This is a genomic window from Mesorhizobium sp. M5C.F.Ca.IN.020.32.2.1, assembly GCF_004023105.1.
Lineage (GTDB): Bacteria > Pseudomonadota > Alphaproteobacteria > Rhizobiales > Rhizobiaceae > Mesorhizobium > Mesorhizobium wenxiniae.
Genome location: NZ_RZSX01000405.1, coordinates 1 through 5,495, shown reverse-complemented (window position 1 = coordinate 5,495; position 5,495 = coordinate 1). Strand labels below are relative to the sequence as shown.

Genomic DNA, 5,495 nt, shown 5'->3' with positions numbered 1-5,495 from the left:
GGTTGGTGGAGGCGTAGCCCGGGCCGCCATTGGTGGTGACGAGGATCTCGGCATAGACCGACAGAAGGAAGATCGTCTGGATCAGGATGACGACGGTGATGGCGCGCGACATATGCGGCAGCGTCAAATAGATGAAGCGGCTGATGAAGCCGGCCCCGTCCATCTCGGCGGCTTCCTTCTGCTCGCCGTCGAGCGACTGCAGGGACGTCAAGAGGATCAATGTCGCAAACGGCAGCCACTGCCAGGCGACGATGATGATGATCGCTAGCATGGGATACTGCCCAAACCAGTCGATCGGCTGCCCGCCGAAGAAGCGCGCAATGTCGGCAAAGACGCCGTATTGCGGATGCATGATCATGTTCTTCCAGACCAGTGCGGCCACGGGCGGCATGACGAAGAACGGCGATATGACGAGGATGCGGACGATGCCCTGTCCCCACATCGGTTGATCGATCAGCAGCGCCAGCAGGATGCCGCCGATCACCGTGATCAAAAGCACGCTGGCCACGAGGATTAGCGTGTTGAGGATCGACTGCAGGAATGCCGGATTGGAATAGAAAAGGGCGTAGTTCGAGAAGCCGACGAACCCGTCGCGGATCGGATTGAGCGGGTTGTACTGCTGGAAGGAGAACCACAGGGTGAATGCCAGCGGAACGATCATCCAGACGAACAGCAGCACCACGGATGGCGCCATCATGAAGCGGGCAAGCGAACGGGTCTGCTGAGTAGCCATGACGGTCACCCTTCAAAGGTCAGCAAAATTTTCAGAGTTTGAAGGTGGCCGCCCGAACTGGGATTCGGGCGGCCCCTGCTGCCGGCCATGATGGGCAACCGGCGTTCGGCACCGGGAGGAGCCTACTGGATATAACCGCCCTCGGTCATCGTTGCGGTGGCAGCGTCCTGGGCCTGCTTCAAGGCGTCGTCGACGCTGGTCTGGCCGGCGAGTGCGGCCGAAAAGAGCTGGCCGACGGTGGTGCCAAGGCCCTGGAACTCAGGGATGGCGACGAACTGGACACCGACATAGGGTACCGGCTTGACGGTCGGATGCGTCGGATCGGCGGCGTTGATCGAGTCCAGCGTCATCTTGGCGAAGGGCGCCGCCTTCTGGTATTCGGGGTTGGCGTAGAGCGAGGAGCGCGTTCCGGGCGGAACATTGGCCCAGCCTTCCTTCGATGCAACGAGCTCGAGATAGTCCTTGCTGGTTGCCCAGGACACGAACTTCTGAGCGGCGTCAGCCTTCTGCGTGCCGGCGGGAATGGCCAGCGACCAGGCCCACAGCCAGTTGCCGCGCTTGCCCAAGCCATTGTCGGGCGCCAGCGCATAGCCGACCTTATCGGCGACCGTGGAGTTCTTCGGGTCTGAGACGAAGGACGCAGCGACGGTGGCGTCTATCCACATGCCGCACTTGCCCTGCTGGAACAGCGCCAGGTTTTCGTTGAAGCCGTTCGAAGATGCGCCCTCGGGGCCATTGGCCTTCATCAGGTCGACATAGAACTGCAGCGTGTTCTTCCACTCGGGCTGGTCGAATTGCGGCTTCCAGTTCTCATCGAACCAGCGTGCGCCGAAGGAGTTCGACATGGCGGTCAGGAAGGCCATGTTCTCGCCCCAGCCGGCCTTGCCCCGCAAGCAGACGCCGTTCACGCCGTTGGCGCGATCGGTCATCTTCTCGGCGGCCTGCTTGAAGAAGTCCCAGGTCGGCGCGTCGGGCATGGTCAGCCCGGCCTTCTCCATCAGGTCCTTGCGGTACATGACGAAGGAGCTTTCGCCGTAGAACGGTGCCGCATAAAGCTTGCCGTCGACCGACAGGCCGTTGGCGATGGCCGGGATGATGTCCTTGACGTCATAGTCGTCGCCGAGATTGTCGAGCGGCAGCAGCCAGCTCTGCTTGGCCCAGATCGGAACTTCGTAGGTGCCGATGGTCATCACGTCGTACTGGCCGCCCTTGGTGGCGATGTCAGTGGTGACGCGCTCACGCAGCACATTCTCCTCGAGCGTGACCCACTGGAGCTGGATATCGGGATTTTTGGCGGTGAAGTCGTCGGTCAGCGTCTGCATGCGGACCATATCGCCATTGTTGACGGTGGCGATGGTGATGGATTCGGCATGCGCGGCGAACGCGAGGGTGCTGGCCGACAACAGACCCAGGGTGAGCGTGCGAAGTTTCATCAGATTCCTCCCATAGACCAAGCTGAGCATTTGCCTTGGTTGTGAGCAATTACTCATTTTGTATGATTTATGTCAAGCCGGATTCGTTGCTGCAGCGCAGCACGAAAGCTCGTGCGGCATCCGGTTCGAGACGCGTTCGGGGGTATTTGAAGAACAGTGGGATGGCTATCGGCACACGCGAAATGCCGGATTTCGGCGCCCACTTGATTGGACAATTGCCGACCTACTGGCCGGCAATCTCAGCCAGGATCCATTCGCGAAAAGCGCGGATCTTCGGCACGTTGCGCCGCGCCTGGGGATAGACCAGCCAGTAGGCTTGGCCGTCGTCGCCGACCAGATCGAAAGGCTGGATCAGGCGGCCATCGGCAAGCTCGGCCTTGAAGAGAGCGGCCGTCACAATCGCCACGCCCTGCCCGGCAATCGCGGCGTTTGCCTCATAGGCCTGCGCCCCCATGCTGGAGCCGGGGCGCTTGGCCAGTTCCTCGACCGGCAGGCCGGCAGCGATAAACCAGTCCCGCCACCAGATGTCGCCGGGATCGAGGATCGGCAGGCGCAACAGGTCGGCCGGCTCCTTCACCCCGCCGATGGTCGCCGCGAGTTTCGGGCTCAGCATCGGCGTGAAGTCCGCATTGAAAAGCTTGTGCACCTCCACGCCCGGCCAGTTTCCGCCGCCCGAACGGATGGCGATGTCGATGTCCTCGCGGGCGAAATCGACGAGGCGGTTCGATGTATCGAGACGCACGGCCAGCGACGGATGCGCGACCTGGAACGAGCCGAGATGCTGCGCCAGCCAGTTCGAGGCAAAGGTCAGCAGCGTCGAGACGCAGAGCATCCCATCGGCGCCGCTGCGCGCCGCGGCATAGGCTCCACCCAACAGGGCGAACGCCTCGCTGACCGCAGGCGCCATGCGTTGCCCGGCCTCGGTCAACACGATCTGCCTTGGCCGGCGCAGGAACAAAGGCGCGCCGACGCGCTCCTCCAGAAGCTTGATCTGATAGCTCGCCGCCGCCTGCGTCATGCCGAGCTCGCCGGCTGCCTTGGTAAAGGAAAGATGCCGCGCCACCGCCTCGAACACCCGGATCGCCTGAAGCGGAGGGAGCTGGGAGACCTGCCGTGACTTGAGTTCAGGCATAAGCCCTCCTTATGGGCCGTGATCGACGTTTGATTGGCAGCAAGGCCCGATCCAGCCGATATTTGAGGTCGACGATTACTCTCGTCCAGAAATAACGAAGGCTGACGATCATGACCATTGTACAGGAAAAGCTATTTCTGACGCCAGGCCGAGGCTGGTTTTTGCGGCTGGCGCGTGGATTGGCACGGCACGGAGCCAGAAAACGGGCTTATCTCGACATCAGGGAATTGCCGCCGCATCTGCAGCGCGACATGGGTTTCCTCGACGGCAACGATCCTTACGGCCGGCGCAAATAGCCTTGCTGGACTTATCGCAAATCAGCTGGTGGCCAGCAAGGCGGCGGCGGTCTGCTCGTCGGTGATGAGACCGTTGACCAGCCGCCGGTTTACAGCCGCAAGGATGCCCGGTAGTTTCCGCTCGCCCATGGCGAGCGCGATCACCAGCGATTTTTCACGCGACGGCAAAGGTGCCGAGGACACTCTGTCATTGGTGATGCCCTCAATCATCCGGCCTTCGCGATCGAACACCCAGCCGACGATCTCAGCGACGCCGCCCGCTTTTTGCAGCGCCCTCAGTTCACTTTGCGAAATGAAGCCGTCCTCGTAAAGCGGCGCCTTGGGGCCGAGATCGCCGATGCCGACGAAGGTGACGTCGGCCTCCGCGGCAAGTGCTAGCGTCGGTTGGATCATCGGTTGGCTGAGCAGCATCTCGCGCTCTTCCGGCGAGGAGGCGATGACCGGCAACGGCATTGGGAAGGAGCGCGCCTTGACCCTGTCGGCCATGGTGAAGATAACGTTGTAGAAAGCGGCCGAACCGTCGGGCGAGATGTTACCAGTCAGCGACACCACCTTGTGCTGCGGACATTCCATCGGCGGCAGCTGCTCGATCGCCGCCTTCAGCGTGCGGCCGGTGCCGATCGCCATGACGATCGGCGTCGGCGAGCGCAACCGTCTTTCGATTTCGGCAGCCGCCGCCACGGCGACGCCGATGGTGGAGGAGGAAGCGGGATCGCTCGGCACCACCTCGACCAGATCGAGCGCGAAGCGCGATTTCAGCCGGGCCGCGAGGTCGAGGCAATTGGCGATCGGGTGGTCGACACGGACCTTGATAAGCCCTTCCGACACCGCCAGCGACACCAGCCGCTGCGCCGTCTGTCGTGAGATGCCGAGCGTCGAGGCGATCTGGTCTTGCGTGTTACCTGCGACATAATAGAGCCAGCCGGCGCGCGCCGCGTCGTCCAGCCTGTTGCTGCCGCTGTCCTGCCGGGAATTCAACTTGCTGCCTCCCTGCCCCGACAATCGAGACGGAGCGCCTTACTTTTACGGCGAAATGCGCTTGGGCGCAATTGCCTACCGACAGAGCAATTGCTTAGGTAGGTACTCAAGGTGCCTGTGGTGTTTCCAGGGGATGATCGTAGCCAAGCAGTTTTTGAAGTCCGGCAATTCATGAGTCCGGCAATGTCGGCGCGGCGGTTTATCTCCCGACGCAAACCCTTTAAGGGATTCGGACAAAGGAGCCTCGCATGACGCCGAAAGCGGTTTTCTGGGACATGGACGGCACGCTGGTCGACAGCGAGCCATTGCACGAGGCGGCGCTGATTGCGGCGCTGCACAGCGTCGGCATCGCGGCGCCGGCCGACCTGCATGAGCGGGTGCTCGGCATTGCCGCATGGCCGGTCTACGAGATGCTGCGCGACGAGTTCGGCCTCGACCTGCCCTTCGATGACTGGATCGTACGCAAATACGACCACTATTTGCCGATGGCCGAGACGCTGAAGCCGCGCCCCGGCGCGATCGAGATCTTCAACGAGCTGCGCGCGCTTGGCGTGGCGCAAGCGGTGGTGTCCAATTCCGACCGGCTGGTCGTCGACGCCAATCTGCGCATGGTCGGTCTTTTCTATCCCGGCATGAAGACGGTCAGCCGCAACGACGTGCGCGAAGGCAAGCCGCATGCCGAGCCGTTCCTGCGCGCCGCATGGCTGGCCGATGTCGATCCGGCCGATGCCGTGGCCGTCGACGACAGCGTGACCGGCGTCACGGCGGGATTGGCGGCGGGGATGAGGACGATCTTCTGGCCGGAAGTGCCTATGGAAGGGCCGCCGGGCGCGATCGTCATCAACAGCGCCGACGAGTTGCGGGCTGAGCTGGGCCTTTAGGCATCAGTTCCGGTAAACCGGCTCCTGCTCGTCGAGGATCGC

At 62.5% G+C, this 5,495-nt stretch carries 6 protein-coding genes; 2 read left to right on the top strand and 4 right to left on the bottom strand.

Features of this window, described 5'->3' with window-relative positions:
* The 3 genes from EOA86_RS20095 to gcvA form a co-directional block, all read right to left on the bottom strand.
* On the bottom strand, window positions 1-733 hold a 733-nt coding region (locus EOA86_RS20095), incomplete at its 3' end, for a sugar ABC transporter permease (protein ID WP_164891850.1).
* 122 nt (window positions 734-855) lie between these two features.
* Window positions 856-2,166, bottom strand: coding sequence for a sugar ABC transporter substrate-binding protein (locus EOA86_RS20090; RefSeq protein WP_128343238.1), 1,311 nt, complete (start codon window positions 2,164-2,166; stop codon window positions 856-858).
* Between the two features lie 223 nt (window positions 2,167-2,389).
* A complete protein-coding gene (gcvA, locus tag EOA86_RS20085) occupies window positions 2,390-3,298 on the bottom strand; it encodes a transcriptional regulator GcvA (protein ID WP_128343236.1) in 909 nt (302 codons plus the stop codon).
* A gap of 110 nt (window positions 3,299-3,408) precedes the next feature.
* Here gcvA and EOA86_RS20080 point away from each other — a divergent pair, with 110 nt between their 5' ends.
* Window positions 3,409-3,594, top strand: coding sequence for a hypothetical protein (locus tag EOA86_RS20080; protein WP_065011651.1), 186 nt, complete (start codon window positions 3,409-3,411; stop codon window positions 3,592-3,594).
* A gap of 21 nt (window positions 3,595-3,615) precedes the next feature.
* Here EOA86_RS20080 and EOA86_RS20075 read toward each other — a convergent pair whose 3' ends face one another.
* Window positions 3,616-4,572, bottom strand: coding sequence for a sugar-binding transcriptional regulator (locus tag EOA86_RS20075; protein WP_128343234.1), 957 nt, complete (start codon window positions 4,570-4,572; stop codon window positions 3,616-3,618).
* Window positions 4,573-4,820: 248 nt separating this feature from the next.
* On the opposite strand from EOA86_RS20075, the gene EOA86_RS20070 reads away from it, so the two are divergent.
* Window positions 4,821-5,453 carry an HAD family phosphatase gene (locus EOA86_RS20070; RefSeq protein WP_095517549.1) on the top strand — a complete coding sequence of 211 codons (633 nt, stop codon included), beginning with the start codon at window positions 4,821-4,823 and terminating at the stop codon, window positions 5,451-5,453.
* Window positions 5,454-5,495: the final 42 nt, after the last annotated feature.

What these genes read in the sequence shown, in the direction of transcription:
- EOA86_RS20070 (WP_095517549.1), top strand. Translation starts at nt 4,821, where the DNA reads ATGACGCCGAAAGCGGTTTTCTGGGACATGGACGGCACGCTGGTCGAC.
- gcvA (WP_128343236.1), bottom strand. Translation starts at nt 3,298, where the DNA reads ATGCCTGAACTCAAGTCACGGCAGGTCTCCCAGCTCCCTCCGCTTCAG.
- EOA86_RS20090 (WP_128343238.1), bottom strand. Translation starts at nt 2,166, where the DNA reads ATGAAACTTCGCACGCTCACCCTGGGTCTGTTGTCGGCCAGCACCCTC.
- EOA86_RS20080 (WP_065011651.1), top strand. Translation starts at nt 3,409, where the DNA reads ATGACCATTGTACAGGAAAAGCTATTTCTGACGCCAGGCCGAGGCTGG.